Origin of the sequence: Lactobacillus johnsonii (assembly GCF_013487865.1) — a bacterium.
GTDB classification, from domain to species: Bacteria; Bacillota; Bacilli; order Lactobacillales; family Lactobacillaceae; genus Lactobacillus; species Lactobacillus johnsonii_A.
This window is the reverse complement of the sequence record NZ_CP047409.1, coordinates 1,382,362-1,406,563: the sequence shown is the minus strand read 5'-3', so window position 1 is coordinate 1,406,563 and position 24,202 is coordinate 1,382,362. Positions and strand designations below refer to the sequence as shown.

The following is a 24,202-nucleotide window of genomic DNA, read 5'->3' as shown; positions in this document are numbered from 1 at the left end:
CTTTTTTGTTTACCGCTTTATTGTGTTTATATTGGGGTGTAGGTATAATGAAAAAAAGAAGTTTAAGAAAGTAGATTGTTATGTTTCAAACAATTATTAAAATATTCTTATTAGTAATTATTACTGCTGCTATAACTCCTTTTATTAGAAAATTAGCTTTTGTATTAGGTGCCGTTGATAATCCAAATGCTCGTCGCATCAATAAAAAGCCAATGCCTACTATTGGTGGATTAGCAATATTTGTAGCTTTTAATATTGGAGAATTTGTCTTATTACGGAAAGATTTTCCGACTCATGAACTTTTTTCAGTATTATTGGCATCCAGTGTTATTATCTTAACGGGTTTGATTGATGATATTTTAGAGTTAAAACCTAGACAAAAAATGTTTGGGATTTTTGTTGCATCCCTGGTCGTATATTTCTTAGCTGGAATTAAAGTAAGAGAGTTAAGCTTGCCATTTTTATGCCATATTCAACTAGGTTGGTGGAGTTTCCCTCTTACTATTTTTTGGATTCTTGCTCTAACAAATGCTGTTAATCTTATTGATGGTTTAGATGGCTTAGCAACTGGTGTTACCTTAATTTCTCTAGTAACGATGGGAATTGTTGGTTTCTTCTTTTTAAAGAGTTGGCAACACTATGTTCCAATTATGTGTATTATGCTAGCAGCTTGTTTATTGGGTTTTTTACCTTATAATTTTCATCCTGCGAAGATATTTTTGGGAGATACGGGTGCGTTATATATTGGATTTATGATTTCCGTTCTCTCTTTAAAGGGATTAAAAAATGTAACTTTTGTGTCATTATTAGTGCCAATCCTTATTTTAGGGGTTCCAATTACTGATACAGTTTATGCCATGATCAGACGAAAATTAAATAAGAAAAATATATCTCAAGCAGATAAGCATCACTTACATCATCAATTAATGCGAATGGGATTAACCCATCGTCAAACTGTGTTAGCTATTTATGGAATTTCACTTATTTTTTCTTTTGTCTCATTGCTTTCATTAGTATCTCCTCGGTGGGGAATCTGGCTATTAATTTTAGGTCTATTATTCGCAGTTGAACTTTTTGTTGAAACGATCGGATTATTGGGCGAAAAATATAAACCACTTTTGCATTTTCTTCAACACACTATTAATAAAATGGAACGTGCAGATCCTGAGGTAAAAGTAAGACGATTAAATAAAAAGAATACAAATAAAAAAGATTTACGTTAAAACAGCGTAAATCTTTTTTATTGTTCATGGAAATTTAAATCAGTAACAGGAATTTCATTAAATCTTTGGTCTATTTTCTTGAAATCTACTTTTCCAGATAATAAATTAATTAGATCCTCTTCAACTTGAGTGATTTGATCTAGATCTAGAAAAATTTGGATTGTTACATCAGTAGTATATATTTGATTATCAATGAGGATTTTATTTTCATTTAAATAATGATTAACCTCATCAAGTCGATTATAAGGAATTGTAAATTCAATTAATTGCTGCATGACGCACTTTACAACACCAATATTTTGAGCAGCTTCAGTTACGGAATTTGAATAAGCGCGGATTAATCCACCAGCGCCCAATTTAATACCACCAAAATATCTGGTGACTACAGCAGTTACGTCTTTTAATTTCATTAATTGAAGAGCTTTTAGTTCAGGGATGCCTGCTGTTCCGGAAGGTTCACCATTATCACTGGCCTTAACTTGATTATCATTTAATCCTAAAGTATAAGCATATGTATTGTGAGTGGCATCGTGATATTTTTTTGAAACTTGCTCAATAAATGTTTGGGCTTCTTCCACTGTTTTAGTACGAGCTAACGAGCAGATGAATCTACTTTTTTTGATAACCATCTCATGTTGACCAGATTTACTGATTGTTAGATAGCTTAATTGCTTTGATGACAAAAAATCGCCTCCAATTGCGTAATTAATATAGGGTGGTATTGATGAGTGAATTAAAAGGACGACAATGAATAGATAGTCAAAATAACCATAACATAAATAGTAAAACGACAAAAGTTCCTGCAATGATAAATGGTTTATGCCAACGATGTAACACTAAAGCAGATGCAACATTACCTAATAGATATTTATATTGCCGAGAATGTATTGGAGTTGGAAGAATAAGTGAAGAGAAGAATTTAGAAAGAAACATTGAAAAAAGTACTTATCCTAAAATAGTTACTCCACTAAGTTGGCAGGGAAAATTAACTGATCAACAGGAATTGATTTCTAATGAGTTAGTTAATTCTTTTAAAGAACGACGAAATCATTTAATTCATGCAGTAACTGGAGCCGGTAAGACAGAGATGCTCTTTAAAGTAGTAGAGGAAGTTTTAAAAAATGGCTTCCGAATAGCAATTGCTACGCCTCGAATTGATGTAGTTGATGAATTATTTCCCCGCTTTCAAGCAGCATTTGAAAAAGTAGAAATTGGAAAATATCATGGACGTGAATATCATGATGCAAAAGATGAGCAGTTTGTCATATGCACAACACATCAACTTTTAAAATTTTACCAGGCTTTTGATTTGATTGTGATTGATGAAGTAGACTCTTTTCCCTTTTATGAAAATAAAATGCTTCATTTTGCAGCTAAAAATGCTGTAAAAGAAAAGGGATGTACATTTTTTCTAACTGCAACTCCAGATGAAAAATTATTAAAACTGGCCAAAAGTAAGGTAATTAATTATTCTTTGCTGAAGAGAAGATTTCATAAGGGATTATTACCTGTACCGAAAGAAAAATATTTCTTTAAACCTTTTATTTCTAGTAAAGGAAAAGTTCATCCTGCTCTGATTAAACAGATTAGTAGAATTATAAATATGAATAAACCTATTCTGGTATTTGTTCCGAGAATCAAAGATTTGCCCATATATAAGAAACATTTGAGTGCTATTTTTAAAGAGAAAAAGATTGTAAGCGTATATGCGGGTGACAAAGAAAGGCAAACTAAAGTCGCTAGATTTCGTCATCAAGAAATTGATATTTTACTGACAACAACGATTTTAGAACGAGGAGTAACTTTTAAGCATGTTCAAGTAATTGTAATTGCGGCAGATGATCCGATTTACAATACTCCAAGTTTAGTTCAGATTGCAGGACGAGTAGGAAGAAGTGCGGATGATAGAGATGGGCTAGTTTTATTTTGTTATCACAAATATACTAAAAATATTCGGCAAGCGATGAAACAGATTAGGATGATGAACAAGTGAGTAATTGTTTATTGTGTCACTCTTCTTTTCGAAGAGAGATAGACTATGAAAAATTGTTTTTATTTGTTAAGTACAAGGAAAAATATACTTGTTCTGAATGTTTAAAAAAGTTTGTTAAAAAGAAAGGAAAAATATGTTCAGGTTGTAATAAAGAAATAGATACGAAAGGACTATGTAATGATTGTCTACAGTGGAAGCGGAAATATGCAGGCAATTTGTTAGATAATCGTTCTTTATATCAATATAATGATACTTTCCATGATGTTATGGTGCAGTACAAAAGATATGGAGATTATATTTTGTGTCATGTCCTAGCTGAGTTGATTGACCAGTTGCCAAGTGCTGATTATTATGTTCCTGTTCCCAGCTCGCCCAGTCATCTAGAAAAAAGAGGATTTGATACAATTTCTTCTATTTATCAAAAGTTAGTCCCTTTAACGAAATTATTAGTTAAGGCAGATACGGAGAAGGCTCAGGGAGAAAAGAATAGGGAGGAACGGTTATTGACTAAGCAAACCTTTTCGGCTATCGATAATAAAAATGTTAGTGGAAAAATTTTATTGCTAGATGATATTTATACGACCGGTAGAACCCTGTATCATGCACGAGATGCTCTTTTAGAAGTTTATCCTAATTGTAAAATAAATAGTTTTACAATTAGCAGATAAATCATTAGTAAAACCGCTTACAATTTGCTATACTAAATGTGTAAGAAAAAACGTCATAAGACGTTGGAAGGAGAATCTACAATGTTAAAATACAATGTTCGTGGAGAAAATGTCGAAGTTACTGATGCCTTAAGAGATTATGTTCAAAAGAGATTGAATAAGCTCGAAAAGTACTTCGAAATCAATTTTGATGTAATTGCTCATATCAATTTAAAGGTTTATCCAGATCACACTGCTAAGGTTGAAGTAACTATTCCACTTCCATACTTAGTTTTACGTGCAGAAGATACAACTGATGATATGTACAAGAGTATTGACTTTGTTTCCGAAAAACTAGAACGTCAAATCAGAAAATACAAGACTCGTATTAACAGAAAGAGTCGTGAGAAGGGCTTAAAAGATTTCTTCTATGAAGACTTAGAAGAAGAAAAGAAAGCACCTAAAGAATTTGATATTGTTCGTAACAAGCATTTGGATTTAAAGCCAATGAGTGCAGAAGAAGCCGTTTTACAAATGGACTTGTTGGGTCATGATTTCTTTGTTTTTGAAGATGCAGATACAAATGGAACAAGCATTGTATACCGCAGAAATGATGGTCGTTATGGCTTGATTGAAACTAACGAATAATTAAAACAATCTTATAAATTAAGAGTCTCTTGAGCAGCGATAAGCTTAAGAGGCTTTTTCTTGCAATAGTAGGTTTCTCATTTTTCCAAATTAATGTTAAAATTACATAGTATTATTTTAGATTTGTGCACAAAATTTAAATTTAAGGACCGATTAAATGGCTAATATTCTTAAAAAGATTTACGATAACGATAGAAGAGAATTAAAGAAATTTGAAAAATTAGCAACTAAGGTAGAATCTTTAGGAGACGAGTACGAAAAATTATCTGATGAGCAACTCCAAGCAAAGACACCAGAATTTCGTAAGCGTTTAGAAAATGGTGAAACGTTAGATGATATTCTACCAGAAGCATTTGCTACAGCACGTGAAGGTGCAAAAAGAGTGTTAGGATTATATCCTTTCCGTGTTCAAATTATTGGTGGTATTGCACTTCATTACGGTAATATTGCCGAAATGATGACTGGGGAAGGTAAAACATTAACTGCTACTTTGCCAGTTTATTTAAATGCCCTAACGGGGAAAGGTGTTCATGTAGTAACAGTTAATGAGTACCTATCTAGTCGTGATGAAAGTGAAATGGGGCAATTATATAAGTGGCTCGGTTTATCTGTAGGTTTGAACCTTAATTCGATGTCTGCAGACGAAAAGAGAGACGCTTATAATTGTGACGTTACTTATTCAACTAACTCTGAGTTGGGATTTGATTATTTAAGAGACAATATGGTTGTCTACAAAGATCAAATGGTTCAACGTCCACTTAATTATGCAATTATCGATGAGGTTGACTCAATTTTAATTGATGAAGCAAGAACACCATTGATTATTTCCGGACAAGCAGAGCAAGCAAACAGTGAATATATTCGTGCTGATCGTTTTGTTAAAACTTTAGTTGAAGATAAAAGTGATGACGATGTAGATGATGATGAAGACCATGGTGACTACAAGATTGATTGGCCAACTAAAACAATTAATTTGACCAATCAAGGAATTAAAAAGGCTTGTGAACACTTTGGTTTGAAGAACTTGTATGATATTGATAACCAAGTCTTAGTTCACCATATTGATCAAGCTTTAAGAGCTAACTACATTATGTTGAAAGATATCGACTATGTGGTTCAAAATGGTGAAGTTATGATTGTTGATTCTTTCACTGGACGTGTAATGGAAGGCCGTCGTTATTCTGATGGACTTCACCAGGCTATTGAAGCAAAAGAAGGAGTTAAGATTCAAGAAGAGTCTAAAACTCAAGCAACTATCACTTACCAGAATTTCTTTAGAATGTATAAGAAGTTAGCAGGTATGACAGGTACAGCGAAGACGGAAGAAGAAGAATTTCGTGAAATCTATAACATGGAAGTAATCACTATTCCAACTAACCGTCCAATTGCTCGTAAAGACTTGCCTGATGTTTTATATCCAACTTTAGATTCTAAATTTGAAGCTGTAGTAAAAGAAATTAAGGAACGTCACGCAAAAGGACAACCGGTATTGGTCGGTACTGTAGCTATTGAAAGCTCTGAACGTTTAAGTCAAATGCTTAATCAAGCAGGTATTCCACACGCAGTTTTGAATGCTAAAAACCATGCTAAAGAAGCAGAGATCATTATGAATGCTGGTCAAAGAGGAGCAGTTACAATTGCTACTAACATGGCTGGTCGTGGTACTGATATTAAATTAGGACCAGGTGTTAAAGAATTAGGCGGTTTAGCTGTTATTGGTACTGAACGTCACGAGTCTCGTCGTATTGATAATCAGCTTCGTGGTAGATCCGGTCGTCAAGGTGATCCTGGTGTAACAAGATTTTATCTTTCTCTAGAAGATGATTTGATGAAGCGTTTTGGTGGAGATCGAGTAAAATTATTCCTTGATCGAATATCTGATAATGATGATGATAAAGTCATTGAATCACGTATGATTACTAGACAAGTTGAATCAGCTCAAAAGCGTGTTGAAGGTAACAACTACGATACTCGGAAGCAAACTTTGCAATACGATGATGTTATGCGTACACAACGTGAAATTATTTACGGGGAAAGAATGCAAGTTATTTCTGAAGAAAAATCATTGAAAAATGTTTTAATGCCAATGATTAAACGGACTATTGATCATCAAATTGATATGTACACCCAAGGCGACAAAAAAGATTGGCGTAATGATCAAATAAGAGACTTCATTTCCTCTGCCATTACTGATGAAGAAACTACTAAAAAGCTTAATATGAAGCACTTAAGTGCGGAAGAACTTAAGAAGAGACTTTATCAGATTGCAGAAGACAATTATGCTGAAAAAGAAAAGCAACTTGCTGATCCTGAGCAAATGTTAGAATTTGAAAAAGTTGTTATTTTGCGTGTTGTAGATGAACGTTGGACTGATCATATTGATGCCATGGATCAATTACGACAATCTATTAGTCTAAGAGGATATGGACAACTAAATCCATTAGTTGAATATCAAGAAGCTGGCTATAGAATGTTTGAGGAAATGATCAGTAATATCGAATTTGATGCCACCCGTCTATTTATGAAGGCTCAAATAAGACAAAACATTAGTCGATAAAAACAAAGGGAGGCAGATAATGTCTCTCTTTTTTGCTATTATTAAAGTAAAAATTAATTTTGTAATGTGAGGAAAGTAAAAATGGAGATTAGCGAAATTCAAGCAGAATTAAATGATCTTAGTCCTAAATTAGAGCATTTCAGGAGGTCTCTTTGACTTCGATTCATTGAATGAGGGTATTGCGATTAATGAGCAAAAAATGGCAGAACCTGGTTTTTGGGATAACCAAGAGCAGGCTCAGAGTTTAATTAATGATACTAATCGAATGAAGGAAAAAAGTGAAAACTTTAAGCAACTTGAAGCAAAATTCGATGATGCTCAAACTGCTTTAGAGTTACTTAAAGCAGATCCAGATCCTGAATTGAGTGAAGAATTATCTGAAGAAATGGTGTCATTATCACAAAGTTTTCATGATTATGAATTATCATTATTATTGTCAGATAAATATGATCAACATAATGCTCTAATGGAAATTCATCCGGGTGCTGGTGGTACTGAAGCTATGGATTGGGCTGATATGCTTTTGAGGATGTATCAACGCTATACAGTTAGCCATGATTTAAAATTTGAAATTGAAGATTATGAACCTGGTGAAGAAGCTGGTGTTAAAAGTGTAAGCATCCGGATTCAAGGAAAAAATGCTTTCGGATTACTTAAATCTGAAAATGGTGTTCATAGATTAGTAAGAATATCTCCTTTTGATTCGGCAAAAAGACGGCATACATCTTTTGCTTCTGTCGAGGTAATACCAGAGATTGATCAAAGCATTGAGGTTGATATTAATCCAGATGATTTAAGAATTGACGTTTATCGCTCAAGTGGTGCTGGAGGTCAGCATATTAATAAGACTTCTAGTGCGGTTCGAATTACCCACTTACCAACTGGTATTGTTACCTCATCGCAGGCTCAGAGGTCTCAATTGCAAAATAGAGAAACTGCGATGAATATGTTACGGGCAAAGTTATTCCAGCTCGAAGAAGAGAAGAAAAGAAAGCAGACAGAAGAACTTAAAGGTAATCAAAAAGAAATTGGTTTTGGTTCTCAAATTCGTTCTTACGTTTTTCATCCTTACAATATGGTAAAAGATCATCGAACTAATTTTGAAACTAGTGATGTAAATGGTGTAATGGATGGAAAACTAGATAATTTTATTTATGCCTACTTACAGTGGCTCTTAAGCCAAAAAAATCCGAACTAAAGTTTAAGGAAAAGATCTATGGGATTTGTAACTATTTTAATATTAGTATTAGCTGCTTTGGTGATTTTAAGTATTTTATTTTCAATATTTAAATTCTTTATTGGCTTGTTACCTGTTGCTATAATTGTTGCCTTGATTATTTGGCTACTCGCTAAGTTTTCTGGCAATAAAAAAGATACAGATGAAACTAATAGCCATAATCCAGTGCAGCCGTCCACTAATAATCAAAAGCGAAAGAAAGCACGAGATGTTTCAGTCAAAGATGTAGAAGATAAAGAGGATAACAAAAATGGTTGAAGCAGTTAAAGTAAGTGAATTAGTAAAAGATCTTCCTTCACTTAGAGTGGTTGAAGGAAAGGAATATTTAGATCAAAAATTAATTAATACTTCTGATATTTCTCGTCCAGGTTTAGAATTAACAGGTTATTTTGATTTTTATCCTAAAAATAGAATCCAATTGCTAGGAAGAACAGAAATTTCTTATAGTGCACGTTTAGATCATGATTTGCGTGAGCGAGTATTTAACAAAATGGCAACTCCAGAAACGCCTTGCTTCATTGTGTCACGAGGTTTACCAATTCCTTCAGAAATGCTTGAAACAGCTGAGAAAGAAAAGATACCTGTTCTTTCTAGTAATATGGCTACAACACATTTATCAAGTGTCATTACTCAATTTCTAGATGAAAAGCTTGCGCCTCGAAAGAGTATTCACGGTGTTTTAGTAGAAATCTATGGAATGGGTGTATTGATTATTGGAAATTCTGGTGTTGGTAAGTCAGAAACAGCCCTAGACTTGGTAAAACGTGGACATCGGTTAATTGCAGATGATCGAGTTGATGTATATCAAAAAGATGACAAGACTGTAGTTGGAGAAGCTCCTAAAATTCTAAAGCATTTAATGGAGATTCGCGGAATTGGAATTATTGATGTAATGAATCTTTTTGGTGCTGGAGCGGTTAAGGACAGTACTGAAATTCAATTGATAATCTGTTTGCAAAATTGGGATCCAAAAGCTAATTATGATCGCTTAGGATTTAATGAAAAAACGCGTGAGATTTTTGAAGTAGATGTGCCGCAAGTAACTGTTCCAGTTAAAGTCGGACGGAATTTAGCTATTATTATTGAAGTAGCTGCTATGAACTTCAGAGCTAAGAAAATGGGTTATGATGCTAGCCAAAAATTTGAACAAAATCTAACTGAACTAATTTCAGATAATTCTAAAAAAGACGAAGGTGACAGCAGGAAATGAGTTTAGCCTTAAATCCTGTAGCTTTTAATCTAGGGCCGCTTCAAGTTAAGTGGTACGGTATTTTAATGGCTACTGGAGTTTTAGTAGCAACCTTAATGGCAATTAATGAAGGAAAGAAAAGGCATATTATGCCTGATGACTTTATTGACTTTCTCCTATGGGCAGTTCCAATTGGTTTTATTGGGGCCCGAATATATTATGTAGTTTTTGAATGGGGCTACTTTTCTCAACATCCCGATCAAATAATTGCTATTTGGAACGGTGGTATTGCTATTTACGGTGGTTTGATTGCGGGACTAATTGTATTATTAATTTTTTGTCATCAACGAATGCTACCGCCATTTCTAATGCTTGATATCATTGCTCCAGGTGTAATGGCTGCCCAAGTAATTGCTCGGTGGGGTAATTTTATGAATCAAGAAGCACATGGTGCTAAAACAACCTTGTCTTTCTTAGAAAGTCTACATTTGCCTCATTTTATTATTCAGCAGATGTACATTAACGGTTCATATTATCAACCAACTTATTTATATGAGTCGACTTTAAATTTAATTGGTTTGATTTTGATTTTGAGTTTACGTCATAGAAAACATCTTTTTAAGCGTGGAGAAATATTTTTAGGTTATGTAATTTGGTATTCTGCTGTTCGCTTCTTTGTTGAAGGAATGAGAACAGATAGTTTATACATTGCTAATACTATTAGAGTTTCACAAGCATTGAGCTTGATTTTATTTTTTGGTGCAATTATTCTTTGGATTTATCGTCGTAAGATTGTAAAACCAAAGTGGTATTTGGCTGGCAGCGGTTTAAAATACCCGTATAATAGAGATTGAAAGAAATAATTTTTTATAGAAAGTTTGAGTAAAAAAATGGCAAAGATTGCAGTTTTAGGTAATGGTTCATGGGGTTCTGTTCTTGGTTCAATGTTAGCTGATAACGGAAATGATGTAGTATTGTATGGAAACATTGACAGTGTTAACCAAGAAATTAATGAACATCATACCAATACTCACTACATGAAAAATTGGAAACTTAATCCTAATGTACCCGCTACTGGAGATTTAGAAAAAGCATTGGATGGTGCCGAAATTGTTTTATTTGTTTTACCAACTAAAGCAGTCCGTATCGTTGCTAAAAATGTACGTAAAATATTAGATAAAACTGGCGCTACTCCTTTATTGGTAACTGCAACTAAAGGAATTGAACCCGGGAGTAAAAAACTGATTTCAGATATTTTAACTGAAGAAGTTTATCCAAATGATAGTGAAAAAATAGTAGCTATTTCAGGACCTAGTCATGCTGAAAATGTAGCTCAAAAGGATTTAACTGCAATTGCTTGTGCATCCATTAGTGAAGAGAATGCTAAGAGAGTACAAAAAGTATTTTCAAATAACTATGTCCGTTTCTACACCAATGATGATTTAGTAGGAGTGGAAGTAGGTGGTGCAGTTAAAAACGTTATTGCAATCGCTGCTGGTATCTTAGTGGGTAAGGGGTATGGTGACGATGCAAAAGCTGCTTTAATGACTAGAGGCTTGGCTGAGATTACTCGTTTAGGAGTTAAGTACTTCGGCGCAAAACCAATGACTTTTTCCGGTCTTTCTGGTATTGGTGATTTAATCGTAACGGCTACTTCATCTAATTCTCGTAATTGGCGTGCTGGGAAGCAAATCGGTGAAGGAAAGAGCCTGGACTATGTCTTAGAAAATATGGGACAGGTTGTGGAAGGTGCTACTACTGTTAAAGCTGTCCATGAATTAGCAGAAGAAAAGAATATTGATATGCCGATTAGTGAAGCAATTTACCGTGTTCTTTACGAAAATGCTGATGTTGATGAAGAAATTAAGACAATGATGGGAAGAAACCCAAAGCCTGAAATTCAACTTTAGGCAAAAAGATTGCAATTTTATTTTTTAATAGTAAGATATACTTACGAAAAGTAAGAATTGAGGCGAGAATATGTCTGAGAAAAAGACTTATGATGTAATCGTAATTGGAGCAGGTCCTGGTGGATTGACTGCTGCATTATATGCCGCTCGGGCCAACTTAAAGGTTGTAATTCTTGATCGCGGTATTTATGGTGGTCAAATGAATAATACAGCTGGTATTGATAACTATCCTGGCTTTGTAGATATTCAAGGACCTGAATTAGGTGAGAAGATGTATCAGACTGCAACAAATGCTGGAGCTGAATTTGCGTATGGCGATGTTCAAAGTATTGAGCAGGATGGTAAGAAGAAAGTTGTTAAAACTGACTCAGGTGAATATGAAGCTAATGCTGTTGTTATTGCAACTGGTGCAATTCATAAGCATCTTGGAGTACCAGGTGAAGAAGAATATGCTGGAAAAGGTGTCTCTTACTGTGCGGTATGTGATGCTGCTTTCTTTAGGGATGAAGATGTTGCAGTAATTGGTGGCGGTGATTCTGCTATTCAAGAAGGCCTTTACTTAGCTCAATCAGCTAAGTCGGTTACTGTTATTCATCGTCGTGATCAACTTCGCGCAAAGGCTGAATTACAAAAGAAGGCCTTTGAAAATGATAAGATGAAGTTTATCTGGAATGCTCAGACTGAAGAGATTGTTGGTGACGGAAACAAGGTAACTGGTGTTAAGTATAAGGATAAAGAAACTGGTGAAGAAAAAGAAGTTAAAGTAGCTGGTGTATTTATCTACGTTGGTATTCAACCACAAACTGCTGTCTTTAAAGACTTGGGTATTACTGATGAACAAGGTTGGATCTTAACGGATGATCATATGCGTACTAAAGTTGATGGTATCTTTGCCTTGGGTGATGTTCGAGCAAAAGAACTCCGTCAAATTGCAACGGCAGTTGGTGAAGGAAGTATTGCTGGTCAAGAAGTATATAACTATTACCAAGGCCTCGATGAAGATTAAGGTCATAAATGAAAAGCTGTCTATCAACGATAGACAGCTTTTTTGTATATAAAATTATTTATATTATGAAAGAATCGATAAATTATTTACTTAAGTAATAAATTATTCAGTAATAGCAGATTAATTAGGATTATGATAGAGTATTTTTGAATAGAAAAAGTGGTGGAAAATATGACAACAATTAAAGAGATAGCTGCTAAATCTGGATTTTCACCGGCAACTGTATCACGCTTATTAAATAATGATCCACGTTTGTCAGTTACTCCTGAAACGAAAAGTAAAATATTAAAAGTAGCCAATGAATTAGGATATTTTAAAAAGATTAATAACGTAAGTGAGTTAAAGCCAGAAATAGCATTGCTTTATCGAGTGAATGGAAATGAACAACTTCAAGATGAATATTTTTCTTTTTTACGGGATGCTGTCAATAAAGTGGGGGAAGAAAAAGGTATTAAATTAACTTTATTCACTGAATTTAATAAGTTAATACACCAAGCTTCAATTTTTCAAGGTTTTATTGGAGTAGGAACAGCTGAACTTACCTATAAAGAATTAGAAAAACTACACGATGTTTTACCCAATGGTGTCTTTATTGATATTAATCCTGCTCCACAATTATTTGATTCAGTTCAGCCTAATCTTGAATTAACTGTACAGGATGCAATTAAGAAATTGATAGCGCATGGTTATAATAATTTGTGCTATATCGGTGCTGAAAGCTTTACTTTAGACCATCAACCGCAGCGGGATATTCGAGAGATTACGTTTACGGAGTATTGTAAAACTCAAGGTATAAAAAATGTTAAGGTTTTTGCTAAAGGAATCGTTAGTGTGAAAAATGGCTATGATTTAGCAAAAGAAGTAGTTAATAAATTAGGGGAAAAGTTACCCGATGCTTTTATTATTGCATCCGATACATTAAGTGTGGGTGTTTTGCAGTACTTTAACGAGGTAGGAATTAGAGTACCAAAAGATACTGCTATTATTAGCATTAACAACATTGATGTCGTAAAATATGTTTCACCACCGCTCACATCATACAATATTGATCAAATTGCTTTGAGTAAGTTAGCAATTTCTGTTTTACTTATGCGAATTACTAACTCAGATTTGCCAAAAGTTCATTTAACCATGAATACTAATTTAGTTATAAGAAAAAGCTTTAACGAAGTGCATTAAAAATTTAATGCACTTTTTTTATAAAAAATAGTAAATTTATTTACTAAAATGATAAATAGTTTTATGATTATTTATGAAAACGATTACACATGACTGATTAATTTACGAGGTAAAGATTATGAATAAAGATGAATTGATTAAAAATTATCAAAAAGTATTTAGTAAAAATGAAAAAGACGTATTTTTTTCACCAGGTCGAATTAATGTAATTGGAGAGCATACTGATTATAATGGGGGCCATGTTTTTCCGGCAGCTATTAGTCTAGGGGTTTATGGTGTTTATGGTCCAAGAAATGATAATAAAGTTTGTCTTTATTCAGGTAATGTAGACGGTGAAATTGTAGAATTTGACTTAAATGACGATACAGTAGAAAAAGATGATCGATTCTGGGCAAATTATTTTAAAGGAATGATAACTTATTTACGACAAAGAGAAGATGGAAATAAGATTAATCATGGCTTTAACCTGTATATTAAGGCTGATTTACCTTCCGGATCGGGTTTATCTTCAAGTGCAGCAATTGAAATGTTAATGGGAATGATCTTAAAAGATGAATTTGATTTAGATATTGATCGGCCAGATTTAGCCCGACTCGGTCAAAAAACAGAAAATGAATTTGTCGGTTTAAACTCGGGAATTATGGATCAATTTGCCTGCATTATGGGTAAGAAAGATAGTGCAATTTTCCTTGATTGCAACACCATGGAATATGAATACATGCCTCTTAAGTTAGGAGACCATGAGATTATTATTATGTCCACCAATAAAGAGCATACTCTGGCCGATTCTGCTTACAACGATCGGGTAAGAGAATGTAAGAATGCCTTGGAAAAATTGAAAACTAAGCTTGATATTACTTCTTTAGGTGAATTAGATAGTCAGACTTTTGACGAATATGCATATTTAATTAATGATGAGACAGAAATAAAACGTGCTCGTCATGCAGTTAATGAAAATGAAAGAACGATCCGAGCAACTAAGGCAATGAAAAATAATGATCTTGAAAAATTGGGCCATTTGATAAACGCATCCCACATTTCTCTCCACTATGATTATGAAGTAACAGGTAAAGAACTGGATACACTAGCAGAAGCTGCTTGGAAACAAGATGGTGTTTTAGGTGCCAGAATGATTGGTGGCGGTTTTGGCGGCAGTGCAATTGCAATTGTGAAAAAAGATAAAGCAGAAGCGTTTAAGAAAAATGTTGGTAAAATATATCGCGATAAAGTAGGTCATGATGCAAGTTTCTATGACGCAGAAATTGTAGATGGAACTAAGAAAATTTAAACTTAAGGAGCTACAAAAATGAAAGTTATTGAAAAATTTGCGCATGAAGTGATTGATAGTGGAACGTATAAAGAATTAGATTATGTTTACCTAGTTAATAAAATTAAGGCTTTGGTAGGAGATGAAGATGAAGAATATGATGAAAATCTATCTCCTGTAAAGCAACTTGTGCAAATAGCTGTAGATCAAAAAAAAATCCCTGATGATATTACCTCACGTGAAGTTTTGAATGATGAATTATATGATTTAAAAATACCAGCACCTTCAAAGGTAAATGAAATTTTCTGGGAAAAGATGCAAAAGTCGCCTAAGACTGCAACTGATTGGTTTTATCGACTTTGTGTTGACAATAATTATGTTAAAAAAGAAGCTATTGCTAAAAATATTGTTTTTTCTGGAAAGAGCTCTAAGAATCATGAATTGGAAATAACAATTAATCTTTCAAAACCTGAAAAAGATCCTAAAGCAATCGCAGCTGCAGCTCATAATGTGGAAAACAAGTACCCCAAATGTGCACTGTGTTTAGAAAATGAAGGGTATCTAGGTGGATATGGAAAAAATGCGCGCAGCAATTTGCGAATAATCCGGATGATGATCGGAGGTCGACCTTGGGGCTTTCAATATTCACCGTATGCCTATTTTAATGAGCATTGTATTTTCTTAGATCAAAAGCATATCCCAATGATTATTAATCAACAAACTTTAATTAATTTAGTTGATATTGAAAAGCAGCTGCCTGAATATTTTGTTGGTTCAAATGCAGACTTACCAATTGTTGGTGGTTCAATGCTAGCCCATGAACATTACCAAGGTGGACGTCATATTTTTCCAATGATGAAGGCTAAAATTAAAAAAGAGATTTATTTTGAAAAATATCCTGAAGTTAAGGCTGGTATAGTTGATTGGCCAATGAGTGATCTACGCTTGATTAGTAAAAATTCATTAGATCTAATTGATTTAGGGAGTAAAATTATTGATTTTTGGGATCATTATAGCGATCCAGCTCGTCAAATTAAAGCTTTTGAAGGTAATAGTAAACATCATACTGTTACGCCAATCATGCACCGTGAGGGAGAAAGTTTTATTTTAGATTTAGTTCTTCGTGATAATAATACTAGTGATGAATATCCATTAGGAATTTTCCACCCACATGCTGAACTTTGGCACATTAAAAAAGAAAACATTGGTTTAATCGAAGTAATGGGTAGAGCAATTTTACCCGGAAGACTTAAAGGAGAATTAGAGGAAGTTAAGAAGTATTTACTTAATCAAGATAATCAAATAGCTGATAGTCACCTTGATTGGGCTAGAAAACTGAAAACAGATTCTCAGATTACCAAAGAAAATGTTGACCAGGTTTTACAGCAAGCTTTAGTTGAAATATTTGATCGAGTACTCGAGTGTGCGGGTGTTTTTAAGAATAATAGAGATGGAGAAATAGGTTGGCAAAAGTTTACTGATGCTTTGATAAGCGAGGTAGATAGGTAAATGAAAAATAGTTTTAAAAAGTATGGACGTAAAGATAGCCAAGATTTGTGTGAGATCAGCCTTGAAAATGATCATGGAGTGCAGGTTAATCTTCTCAATTATGGCGCCACTTTAGAGAAAATCTTATTGAATCAGGAGAATATGATCTTGACTTTGAATAGTCCAGAAGATTATTCAAAAGAAAGAAATTTTTTAGGTGGGACAGTTGGTCGGATTTGTGGTCGCGTTCGTCTAGGACAATGGAAACATGGAAGACAGATCCAGCAATTACCTCAAAATGATGGAAAAAATCATATTCATGGAGGCCGTGGAACTGACATGAAGATTTGGAATTTTAAGCTAAAAAATTCTGATCAAGAAGCTCAAGTTGACTTTTTCCTTTTTGACGTAGATGGTACTAATGACTATCCGGGTAATATGAAATTACATGCTCGTTATAAGTTAGATAATGAGAACAACCTAACTTATATACTTACGGCTGTAAGTGACCAATTAACAATTTTTAATCCAGCTAATCATACTTATTTTAATTTAGGAGAAAAAGCAGCTGACTTAGAACTACAACTTGCAGCTGACTATTACTTGCCTGTTGGTGAAGATGGCTTACCGAATCAAGGGATGAAAAATGTCAAAAATACTCCTTTTGACTTTAGAAAGAAAAAGAAAATTTCTCTAGCTTTAAACAGTGATGATGATCAAATTAAATTGCGTAATGGTTTAGATCATCCTTTTATCTTAAATGGAATGCAGCCGGCTGCAATCTTAACATCAAAAAATCATCAAATGATTATGACTACGAATGCACCTGCAATTGTGATGTATACAGCTAATCACTTTAATCATACTGGTGTTGCAAATAATATTGGACAGTATGATGGAATTACATTAGAAGCCCAATGTCCACCTGCGGAGGGAGCCGATTTAGGAGAGATTACGTTACTTCCTTATGAAAAGTTTGAACGTAAAATCAACTGGAATTTCAAGTGATTATAAAGTAAGGGTCATAAGTATCTTTGATGCATAGAAAAATTTTATGGTTATATGATAGCAATTTCACAATGAGTTGCGTTAAAATAGCAGATGAAACCATAAAATTTACGTAAAGGGGAAATTATGAACGCAAAAGAAATTTATAGTCAATGGACTAATGCAAATAATTTACCTGATTATTTAAAAGATCAATTAAATGATCTAGGTAAAGATGAAAAGTGGATTGAAGATGCTTTCGGACAAGATATTAATTTTGGTACTGCCGGGATGAGAGGTAGACTTGAACCTGGTACAAACAGAATTAATTTGTTTACTGTGGGAAGAGTAACCGAAGGTCTTGCAAGACTAATTGATGAAAATGGTGAAGAAGCTAAGAAACGTGGCGTTGCAATTTCTTTTGATTCACGTTATCACTCAAGAGAATTCGCCGAACACGCAGCTCGTATTTTAGGTGCACATGGAATTCATGTATACTTATTTGATGATTTGAGACCAACTCCTGAATTATCATTTGCTGTCCGTCACTTAAATACCTTTGCTGGAATTAACATCACTGCTTCACATAATGCTAAACAATATAATGGTTATAAGGTTTATGGTGAAGACGGTGCTCAGATGGCGCCAGAAAATGCAGATCGCTTGTTTGCTTATGCTCAAAAAGTTGATGACATTTTTAGCGTTAAAGCTGCTCCCGTGGAAGAACTACGGGTTAATGGCACGCTACAATTGATTGGTGAAGATGTAGATGAAGCATACTTAGCTCGTTTAAAGGATGTTACTGTTGGTCCTGAAATGGTTAAGGCTAATGCTGATAAATTAAAGATTATCTATACTCCACTACATGGTACTGGAAAGATGCTGTATGATCGCGCCTTCAGACAAGGTGGTTTTGACAATGTGATTCCAGTTCCAAGTCAATCCATCATTGATCCAGAATTCCCTACAACTATCAAACCTAACCCAGAATACCGTGATGTATTTGAACCAGGATTTAAACTAGCTAATGAAGTTAATGCAAATGTTATTATTGCGACTGACCCAGATGCCGATAGAATGGGTGCTGCTGTTAGAAAATCAGATGGTGATTTCCAAGTTTTAACTGGTAATCAAATTGCTACATTAATGGCCTATTACTTATTAGTTCATATGAAGGAAAACGGAACTCTTTCATCCGACTATGAATTAGTAACTTCAGTAGTTTCAAGTGCACTTCCATTTAAGATTGCTGATGATTTCCGTATTAAAACTAAGCATGTGCTAACTGGATTCAAGTACATTGGTGAAGAAGTTGACCGAATGAATAAAGAAAATGACGGTAAATTCTTGATGGGATTTGAAGAAAGTTACGGTTACTTATTCAAGCCATTCGCAAGAGACAAGGATGCTATGCAAGGTGCACTAATGTTTGCCGAAGTAGCAAGTTACTATGCATCTAAAGGAATGACTGTTTTTGATGGATTACAAGAAATCTGGCAAAAATATGGTGTAGCTTACGAAATTACTAAGGCTATCGAAATGCCCGGTATTGGTGGTCAAAAGAAGATGGCTGAATTAATGAGTAAGTTACGTAAAGAACATTTAACTGAAATTAATGGTGCAAAAGTTGTTAAGATTCAAGACTTCGAAACCCAAGAAACCATTGAAGATGGAAAGAAAACTCCATTAGCTGGTTTTCCTAAGTCTAATGTTTTGAAGTACTTCTTAGATGATGAAACTTGGGTTGCTCTTCGTCCATCAGGAACTGAACCTGTAATTAAGGCTTATGTTGGAGTAAATAAGAAAGATATTGAAACTGCAGAAAAGGCCGCAGAAGAGTATCAAGATGCATTAGCTAATTTATTAAAGTAATGCAAAAATAGTGCGAAAATACGTTCGCTGTAGTAAAATAAATACGTTATATAGAAGTTGGGCTATTTTAGTCCAACTTTTTTTGCGGAGGAAGAAAAATGATTAGACGACAAAAAAATAAAAAATTTGAACTTGTCTCTAAATTTCAACCAGCAGGAGATCAAGAACAAGCAATTAAAAAGTTGACTGATGGATTTGAGCAAGGAGAAAAAGCACAAATCCTTGAAGGTGCTACTGGAACCGGTAAGACTTTTACTATGGCGAATGTAATAGCTAAGTTAAATAAGCCAACTTTAGTAATTTCTCATAATAAAACTTTAGTTGGTCAACTGTATGGTGAATTTAAAGAATTTTTTCCTAAGAATGCCGTGGACTATTTTGTGTCTTATTATGATTACTATCAACCGGAAGCTTATGTACCACAATCTGATACTTATATTGAGAAAGATTCATCAATTAATGATGAAATTGATCAATTGCGTCATAAGACCACTAGTGATTTAATGTCGAGAAATGATGTAATTGTTGTAGCTTCAGTATCATGTATTTATGGTTTAGGTGATCCAAGAGAATATGCGGCTAGTGTAGTCTCCTTATCTGAAGGTCAAGAGATTAGTCGAGATGTGTTATTGCGAGATTTAGTTAATATTCAATATGATCGTAATGATATTGATTTTCAGCGTGGACGCTTTAGAGTACGTGGTGACGTAGTAGAAATTTTTCCAGCGGGATATTCTGATCATGCATTTAGAATTGAATTTTTTGGTGATGAGATTGACCGAATTGTTGAAGTGGATTCTTTGACCGGTGAAGTAATTGGAGAGCGGGAACAAGTTTCTATTTTCCCAGCCACTCACTTTGTTACTAATGAACAAATTATGGAAAGAGCTTTGGCCTCAATTAAAGATGAAATGAATATTCAGGTGAAAAAGTTTGAAGGGGAAGGAAAACTTTTAGAAGCTCAACGAATTAAACAAAGAACCACTTATGATATGGAAATGATGAGTGAAGTTGGCTACACTAATGGAATTGAAAACTATTCTAGACACATGGAAGGACGGAAAGCTGGCCAACCACCACATACTTTGTTAGATTTCTTCCCTGATGACTTCTTAATTTTAATTGATGAATCACATGCCACCATGCCAGAATTAAAGGCAATGTACAATGGAGATAGAGCACGTAAGCAAACCTTAATTGATTATGGTTTTAGACTTCCATCTGCTTTAGATAACCGACCTTTAAAATTAGAAGAGTTTGAAAAACATGTAAATCAAATCATGTATGTATCAGCCACCCCTGGTGATTATGAACTTAATCAAACTGATCATAAGGTTGAACAAATTATCCGTCCTACTGGATTGCTTGACCCCGAAATTGAAGTTAGACCAATTAAGGGACAGATTGATGATTTAGTTGGTGAAGTTAATAAGCGTATTGAACGTGATGAGCGCGTTTTTGTTACAACTTTAACTAAGAAAATGGCGGAAGACTTAACCGACTATTTGAAAGATTTGGGAATAAAAGTACGGTATCTACATTCTGATATTAAAACTTTAGAACGTCTTGAAATTATTAGAGATTTAAGACTAGGAAAATTTGATGTACTGATAGGGATTAATCTTTTGAGAGAAGGTATTGATGTACCTGAAGTCTCTCTAGTTGCAATTCTGGATGCTGATAAAGAAGGTTTTCTCCGTTCTACCAGACCTTTAGTTCAAACAATTGGTCGGGCTGCTAGAAATTCAAATGGTAAGGTAATTATGTATGCTGATTCGATTACTGATTCAATGCGTGAAGCAATTGATGCTACGGAGAGAAGACGTAGTCTACAAATGAAGTTCAACAAAGAGCATGGCATTACTCCTAAAACTATCGTTAAACCAATTAGAGATGTAATTTCTATCACTAAAGATAGTGAGGATAAAGAGAATAAGGAAAGTTTTGCTGACTTAAACTTTGATGAATTGACTAAGAAACAAAAACAAAATATGATTAAGACTCTAACTGCACAAATGCGGGAAGCTGCTAAGAAACTGGACTTTGAAGAAGCAGCTAACTTGCGTGATGCAATTATGGACTTAAAAAAACAGGTGCATGAAAAGAAAAAGTAGAGGAGGATAGTTAAATGGCAAATGATAAGATTGTTATTCACGGAGCACGGGAACATAATTTAAAAGATATAAGTTTATCAATTCCAAAAGATAAATTAGTGGTTATTACTGGTTTATCAGGTTCTGGAAAAAGTTCACTGGCATTTGATACCTTATACGCTGAAGGTAGAAGACGATATGTGGAATCGTTATCAAGTTATGCTAGACAATTTTTAGGACAAATGGATAAAGCTGATGTTGACTCAATTGATGGATTAAATCCCGCAATCTCAATTGATCAAAAGACAACATCACATAATCCGCGCTCAACAGTTGGAACTGTAACAGAAATTAACGATTATTTACGTTTATTATGGGCTCGTGTAGGTCATCCAATTTGTCCAAATGATGGAACTTTAATTGAAAGACAAAGTGTAGATCAAATGGTAGATCGAGTAATGGATTTGCCTGAAAGAAGTAGAATTCAAATTTTAGCTCCAGTTATCCGGTCTAAAAGAGGAGAACATAAAGAGGTATTTAAGCGAATTCAGCGTGCAGGGTATGTACGGGTAATTGTAGATGGCGAAATGCATGAAATTACTGATGAGTTTGAGTTAGATAAAAACAAGCGACACAGTATTGATATTGTTGTAGATCGTTTAGTTGTTAAAGAAAATATTCGTAGTCGGTTATTTGATTCGGTAGAAGCAGCCCTTCGTTTAGCTGATGGTTACATGGATGTTGATGTAATTAAGGGCGAACGCATTAATTTTTCAGAATACTATGCTTGTCCGATTTGTGGTTTTACTGTTGGTGAAATGGAACCACGGTTATTTTCATTTAATGCACCTTTTGGAGCTTGTCCTGATTGTGATGGACTAGGGATGAAGCTATCTGTAGATGAAGATTTGGTAATTCCTGATAAGGATAAGTCATTAAATGATGGAGCCTTAGTTCCATGGGCTAATTCTAAGTACTATACGGCTATGTTAGAACAAGCTTGTACAGCCTTGAAAATACCTTTAGATAAACCATATAAAAAATTAACTAAAAGACAAAAAGATTTAATTTTAAATGGATCTAAAGGAAAGAAAATTAAATTCCATCTTGAAGGAGATTTTGGAGTAAACGATACAGTTCAAGAATTTGAAGGAATTTTAAATAATATCAATCGTCGATATCATCATCCAATGTCTAAATTCATGCGGGATGCAATGGGTAAGTATATGACTGAACTTACTTGTTCAACTTGTCATGGTAAAAGATTAAATGAAAAAGCTTTAGCAGTGAAAGTAAATGGTAAAGATATTGCTGAAGCATCTGATCTTTCTATTGCAAAAGCATTAGAATTTTTCAATTCAGTTAAATTAAGTGAACAAGAAGAAATGATTGCTAAACCGATTTTGAAAGAAGTACGGGATCGCTTAACATTTCTAATTAATGTTGGTTTAGACTATCTTACTCTATCTCGTTCTGCTGGCACTCTATCTGGTGGAGAAGCGCAAAGAATTAGACTAGCAACTCAAATTGGTTCTAATTTATCAGGAGTCATGTATATTCTAGATGAACCATCGATTGGACTTCATCAGCGTGATAATGATCGACTTATTTCTTCTCTTAAGAAAATGAGAGATCTTGAAAATTCACTAATTGTAGTAGAACATGATGATGAGACCATGAAACAAGCTGATTACTTAGTTGATATGGGACCTGGAGCAGGAGTATACGGCGGAAAGGTGATGGCTGCTGGTACACCTGAAGAAGTAATGGAGAATCCACATTCTTTAACTGGAGAGTATTTGTCTGGTAAAAAGATTGTTCCAGTTCCTCTAGAGCGAAGAAAGGGTAACGGTAAAAAAATAACTGTTACTGGTGCAAAAGAAAATAATTTAAAAGATATTTCTGTTGATTTTCCTTTAGGTAAATTAGTTGTTGTAACCGGAGTATCAGGGTCCGGAAAATCAACATTAGTTAACTTGATTTTGAAACGTGCTTTAGCACAGAAGTTAAATAATAATTCTGCAAAGCCCGGTAAATATGAGTCAATTAAGGGATATAAAAATATCGAAAAAATTATAGATATTGATCAAAGTCCTATTGGACGAACTCCACGCAGTAATCCAGCCACATATACTAGTGTATTTGATGATATCCGTACTTTATTTGCACAGACTAATGAAGCAAAAATGCGTGGATATACCAAGGCTAGATTTTCTTTTAACGTTAAGGGAGGTCGATGCGAAGCATGTCATGGAGATGGAATCATTAAGATAGAAATGAATTTCCTGCCTGATGTGTATGTTCCTTGTGAGGTTTGTCACGGAACAAGATATAACTCAGAAACTTTGGAAGTAACCTACCGTGAAAAAAATATTTCTCAAGTTTTAAACATGACAATTAATGAAGCATGCAAATTCTTTGAAAATATTCCAAAAATTCATCGTAAGTTACAAACAATTGTTGATGTAGGATTAGGATATGTAAAGTTAGGACAATCAGCAACTACTCTGTCTGGTGGGGAAGCACAAAGAATGAAGTTAGCTTCTGAATTACAAAAACTTTCTACTGGGAATAATTTCTATATCTTAGATGAACCTACTACTGGGTTGCACACTGATGACATTAAACGTCTGTTAGAGGTACTGCAACGCTTAGTTGATGAAGGAAATACCGTTTTAATTATTGAACATAACTTAGACGTCATTAAAAATGCAGATTGGCTAATAGATTTGGGGCCTGAAGGAGGAGATGGCGGTGGACAAGTTGTGGCTACTGGTACTCCAGAAGAAGTTGCTCAAGTAAAAGAAAGTTATACTGGCCAATATTTAAAACCTGTCCTTGAAAGAGATACTGAGTTAACTAAGCAAATGATAAATAATAAAAAGGAGCAAGGAGAAAGTTAATGG

19 protein-coding genes are annotated in these 24,202 nt (G+C 34.2%); 18 read left to right on the top strand and 1 reads right to left on the bottom strand.

Features of this window, described 5'->3' with window-relative positions:
- The first annotated feature begins 80 nt into the window (after positions 1-80).
- Positions 81-1,223 (top strand): glycosyltransferase family 4 protein, encoded by a 1,143-nt coding sequence (locus GTO82_RS06670; protein WP_180872973.1) that lies wholly within the window; start codon positions 81-83, stop codon positions 1,221-1,223.
- A gap of 17 nt (positions 1,224-1,240) precedes the next feature.
- Here the strand turns inward: GTO82_RS06670 and GTO82_RS06665 are convergent, their stop codons facing one another.
- Positions 1,241-1,906: a YigZ family protein gene (locus tag GTO82_RS06665; RefSeq protein ID WP_180872972.1), complete on the bottom strand. Its 666-nt coding sequence runs from the start codon at positions 1,904-1,906 to the stop codon at positions 1,241-1,243.
- A 122-nt stretch (positions 1,907-2,028) separates the two neighbouring features.
- Between GTO82_RS06665 and GTO82_RS06660 the strand changes: the two genes are divergently transcribed.
- The 17 genes from GTO82_RS06660 (at position 2,029) to uvrA (ending at position 24,199) form a co-directional block, all read left to right on the top strand.
- Positions 2,029-3,216, top strand: a complete 1,188-nt coding sequence (locus GTO82_RS06660) for a DEAD/DEAH box helicase family protein (protein WP_180872971.1) — start codon at positions 2,029-2,031, stop codon at positions 3,214-3,216.
- Positions 3,213-3,884, top strand: coding sequence for a ComF family protein (locus GTO82_RS06655; protein WP_180872970.1), 672 nt, complete (start codon positions 3,213-3,215; stop codon positions 3,882-3,884). Before GTO82_RS06660 ends, GTO82_RS06655 begins: the two co-directional genes overlap by 4 nt.
- An 81-nt stretch (positions 3,885-3,965) precedes the next feature.
- Complete coding sequence (hpf, locus tag GTO82_RS06650; protein ID WP_180872969.1) at positions 3,966-4,511, top strand: ribosome hibernation-promoting factor, HPF/YfiA family; 546 nt, start codon at positions 3,966-3,968, stop codon at positions 4,509-4,511.
- 157 nt (positions 4,512-4,668) lie between these two features.
- Positions 4,669-7,068, top strand: coding sequence for a preprotein translocase subunit SecA (gene secA, locus GTO82_RS06645; RefSeq protein ID WP_180872968.1), 2,400 nt, complete (start codon positions 4,669-4,671; stop codon positions 7,066-7,068).
- Positions 7,069-7,149: 81 nt separating this feature from the next.
- Positions 7,150-8,266 (top strand): peptide chain release factor 2 gene (gene prfB, locus GTO82_RS06640; protein ID WP_180872967.1). Its coding sequence is split into 2 segments (ribosomal slippage): positions 7,150-7,221 and positions 7,223-8,266, totalling 1,116 coding nucleotides; the frame shifts between segments, so codons are not numbered across the junction.
- An 18-nt stretch (positions 8,267-8,284) separates the two neighbouring features.
- The gene (locus tag GTO82_RS06635) at positions 8,285-8,563 is read left to right on the top strand and encodes a hypothetical protein (protein WP_180872966.1); all 279 of its coding nucleotides are present in this window, start codon (positions 8,285-8,287) and stop codon (positions 8,561-8,563) included.
- Positions 8,556-9,515, top strand: coding sequence for an HPr(Ser) kinase/phosphatase (gene hprK, locus GTO82_RS06630; RefSeq protein WP_180872965.1), 960 nt, complete (start codon positions 8,556-8,558; stop codon positions 9,513-9,515). The genes GTO82_RS06635 and hprK overlap by 8 nt, the downstream gene beginning before the upstream one ends.
- Positions 9,512-10,348, top strand: a complete 837-nt coding sequence (lgt, locus tag GTO82_RS06625; protein WP_180872964.1) for a prolipoprotein diacylglyceryl transferase — start codon at positions 9,512-9,514, stop codon at positions 10,346-10,348. The genes hprK and lgt overlap by 4 nt, the downstream gene beginning before the upstream one ends.
- Positions 10,349-10,384: 36 nt before the next feature.
- A complete protein-coding gene (locus GTO82_RS06620) occupies positions 10,385-11,404 on the top strand; it encodes an NAD(P)H-dependent glycerol-3-phosphate dehydrogenase (RefSeq protein ID WP_180872963.1) in 1,020 nt (339 codons plus the stop codon).
- Positions 11,405-11,474: 70 nt separating this feature from the next.
- A complete protein-coding gene (gene trxB, locus GTO82_RS06615; protein WP_180872962.1) occupies positions 11,475-12,410 on the top strand; it encodes a thioredoxin-disulfide reductase in 936 nt (311 codons plus the stop codon).
- Between the two features lie 171 nt (positions 12,411-12,581).
- Positions 12,582-13,589: a LacI family DNA-binding transcriptional regulator gene (locus GTO82_RS06610; protein WP_180872961.1), complete on the top strand. Its 1,008-nt coding sequence runs from the start codon at positions 12,582-12,584 to the stop codon at positions 13,587-13,589.
- A 118-nt stretch (positions 13,590-13,707) separates the two neighbouring features.
- Complete coding sequence (locus tag GTO82_RS06605) at positions 13,708-14,877, top strand: galactokinase (RefSeq protein WP_180872960.1); 1,170 nt, start codon at positions 13,708-13,710, stop codon at positions 14,875-14,877.
- A gap of 18 nt (positions 14,878-14,895) precedes the next feature.
- Positions 14,896-16,365 (top strand): UDP-glucose--hexose-1-phosphate uridylyltransferase, encoded by a 1,470-nt coding sequence (locus GTO82_RS06600; RefSeq protein WP_180872959.1) that lies wholly within the window; start codon positions 14,896-14,898, stop codon positions 16,363-16,365.
- Positions 16,366-17,352, top strand: coding sequence for an aldose epimerase family protein (locus GTO82_RS06595; RefSeq protein ID WP_180872958.1), 987 nt, complete (start codon positions 16,366-16,368; stop codon positions 17,350-17,352).
- 126 nt (positions 17,353-17,478) lie between these two features.
- Positions 17,479-19,203 (top strand): phospho-sugar mutase, encoded by a 1,725-nt coding sequence (locus tag GTO82_RS06590; RefSeq protein ID WP_180872957.1) that lies wholly within the window; start codon positions 17,479-17,481, stop codon positions 19,201-19,203.
- A 98-nt stretch (positions 19,204-19,301) separates the two neighbouring features.
- A complete protein-coding gene (uvrB, locus tag GTO82_RS06585; RefSeq protein WP_180872956.1) occupies positions 19,302-21,317 on the top strand; it encodes an excinuclease ABC subunit UvrB in 2,016 nt (671 codons plus the stop codon).
- Positions 21,318-21,331: 14 nt separating this feature from the next.
- Complete coding sequence (uvrA, locus tag GTO82_RS06580) at positions 21,332-24,199, top strand: excinuclease ABC subunit UvrA (protein WP_180872955.1); 2,868 nt, start codon at positions 21,332-21,334, stop codon at positions 24,197-24,199.
- Positions 24,200-24,202 lie beyond the last annotated feature (3 nt).

Coding starts and splice junctions, on each gene's coding strand:
- GTO82_RS06670 (WP_180872973.1), top strand. CDS start 81: ATGTTTCAAACAATTATTAAAATATTCTTATTAGTAATTATTACTGCT.
- GTO82_RS06660 (WP_180872971.1), top strand. CDS start 2,029: ATGATAAATGGTTTATGCCAACGATGTAACACTAAAGCAGATGCAACA.
- hpf (WP_180872969.1), top strand. CDS start 3,966: ATGTTAAAATACAATGTTCGTGGAGAAAATGTCGAAGTTACTGATGCC.
- secA (WP_180872968.1), top strand. CDS start 4,669: ATGGCTAATATTCTTAAAAAGATTTACGATAACGATAGAAGAGAATTA.
- GTO82_RS06635 (WP_180872966.1), top strand. CDS start 8,285: ATGGGATTTGTAACTATTTTAATATTAGTATTAGCTGCTTTGGTGATT.
- hprK (WP_180872965.1), top strand. CDS start 8,556: ATGGTTGAAGCAGTTAAAGTAAGTGAATTAGTAAAAGATCTTCCTTCA.
- lgt (WP_180872964.1), top strand. CDS start 9,512: ATGAGTTTAGCCTTAAATCCTGTAGCTTTTAATCTAGGGCCGCTTCAA.
- GTO82_RS06620 (WP_180872963.1), top strand. CDS start 10,385: ATGGCAAAGATTGCAGTTTTAGGTAATGGTTCATGGGGTTCTGTTCTT.
- trxB (WP_180872962.1), top strand. CDS start 11,475: ATGTCTGAGAAAAAGACTTATGATGTAATCGTAATTGGAGCAGGTCCT.
- GTO82_RS06610 (WP_180872961.1), top strand. CDS start 12,582: ATGACAACAATTAAAGAGATAGCTGCTAAATCTGGATTTTCACCGGCA.
- GTO82_RS06605 (WP_180872960.1), top strand. CDS start 13,708: ATGAATAAAGATGAATTGATTAAAAATTATCAAAAAGTATTTAGTAAA.
- GTO82_RS06600 (WP_180872959.1), top strand. CDS start 14,896: ATGAAAGTTATTGAAAAATTTGCGCATGAAGTGATTGATAGTGGAACG.
- GTO82_RS06595 (WP_180872958.1), top strand. CDS start 16,366: ATGAAAAATAGTTTTAAAAAGTATGGACGTAAAGATAGCCAAGATTTG.
- GTO82_RS06590 (WP_180872957.1), top strand. CDS start 17,479: ATGAACGCAAAAGAAATTTATAGTCAATGGACTAATGCAAATAATTTA.
- uvrB (WP_180872956.1), top strand. CDS start 19,302: ATGATTAGACGACAAAAAAATAAAAAATTTGAACTTGTCTCTAAATTT.
- uvrA (WP_180872955.1), top strand. CDS start 21,332: ATGGCAAATGATAAGATTGTTATTCACGGAGCACGGGAACATAATTTA.